Below are 1,504 nucleotides of genomic sequence, written 5' to 3'. Positions count from 1 at the left end.
GAATGGCACTTACTTAACCCTTTTCGGATGACCGTGTTTCTTGATCGCTGCCCGAGCAGATTGACGTGTGCAGGTCAGTAATGGGTAGGGCTTTGGCCTTCGCTTGAGGGCTCTGGGTTCAACTCGCCCGGAGCGATTGCCGACACGCTGTTGCGCGACCAGAACCAGCAGGCCGCGAAGAGTCGTACCTCCGTCAGGATCATCGTCGAATTGCCGCCACGCCAGCCATAGCTGGAGGCTGTGCTTGAAGCTCAATTGACGGGGTAGGCAGTCAGCCATCGAGGCCGATTGCGCCATGATCAGGCGAATCAGGTTGTGTGCCAGCAGGTAAATCCAGAGTTCCTTGATAGCCATCGCGGGAGCTTTACAGCTCAGCATTTCGAGCCCCATCGTGGTTTTGAGATTGCGCAGATCCAACTCTACGTGCCAGCGGCTTTTGAACAGCGCTTTCAAGGCAGCCTTGGGTGTTTGACTCGTGCAGCGCAGCGTCGTGACCAGAATCTTGTCGCCCGCTTTCAACTCCCGAACCTCCAACCTGTCAGGCACTTGCTCGTAGTAAGCCTGACTCATCCAGGATGGGCGTTTCCGGGGCTTTTCCAGACCGATCAGATGATCGCGCGTCCCCAGGCGCTTACCTCGCCGAAAGTCGGTACTACGCCGACGCGCGCCATATTGCTCAAACACACCATCGATGCCCCTGCGTTGCAATTCGCACAGCAGGAAATAGGTCGCATAGTAGGCATCTCCCAGCAAAACATCGCCAGCGTTCAACGTATCGAGCATCGACCGCAACAGGGTTTGCTCATCGCCACCCTTGCCGCGAAAACGACCCAATGCCGCATTCAGCACTGCACCGCTGGAGAGGCAGACGATGCCAACCAGCCGACAAATCGGAAAGCCCAATCCCGGCTTTTGCCTGCGCGACTGCGGATAGGCGGCCTGATTAGCCGTTGTATCCGGCATCGACACCGTCGTGCCATCCACCAGCCGAACCGGCCTACCCATCCACTGCCCTGTCTTGGCTGAAGAGTGACTGATCAGGCTGCCAGTGTTGCGCACCAGCGTGGAAACCATCTCCACCGGCAACCGCTGACGAGCACGGCAGTAGCCGCCGGTGTGCGTGCTGCACGGCTTCAAACCCGCTAACAGTTGTTTGACGGCCATCTCATTGACCGCCTTCTGGCAGGAACGGTCGGCACTCAAGGCCTGGGCCATGAACATGGACAACGTCTCTGTCGGCGGGAACAAGCGCTCCCGATGAACCGGCAGCAACGACTCGACATGCTCGAATAATTCAGGGCCGGTTAGCAGGTTGAAGAAGGCGTAAGCGTCCGTATTCGATGTATGCCGACGGGCGCGCTGCTGTTGATGAATGACGGCTTGGCGCCTAGGATTCATCTGGGCTGCTCCTTGGGCTCGGTGTGTGTTCGCAACTATCACCGTAGACCAAGAGCAGCCTTTCTTTTCTGAATCAATCGCTTAGCGCTTAAGTAAGTGCCATTCG

At 57.6% G+C, this 1,504-nt stretch carries 1 protein-coding gene; it reads right to left on the bottom strand.

The window, feature by feature from the left end:
* Positions 1 to 9: 9 nt before the first annotated feature.
* Positions 10 to 1,398 (bottom strand): IS4 family transposase, encoded by a 1,389-nt coding sequence (locus FG99_RS30665; protein WP_043272807.1) that lies wholly within the window; start codon positions 1,396 to 1,398, stop codon positions 10 to 12.
* Positions 1,399 to 1,504: the final 106 nt, after the last annotated feature.

It is taken from the genome of Pseudomonas sp. AAC (assembly GCF_000725445.1).
GTDB lineage: Bacteria > Pseudomonadota > Gammaproteobacteria > Pseudomonadales > Pseudomonadaceae > Pseudomonas > Pseudomonas citronellolis.
The sequence above is the reverse complement of the archived record's forward strand: the minus strand, read 5'-3'. Positions and strand labels throughout refer to the sequence as shown.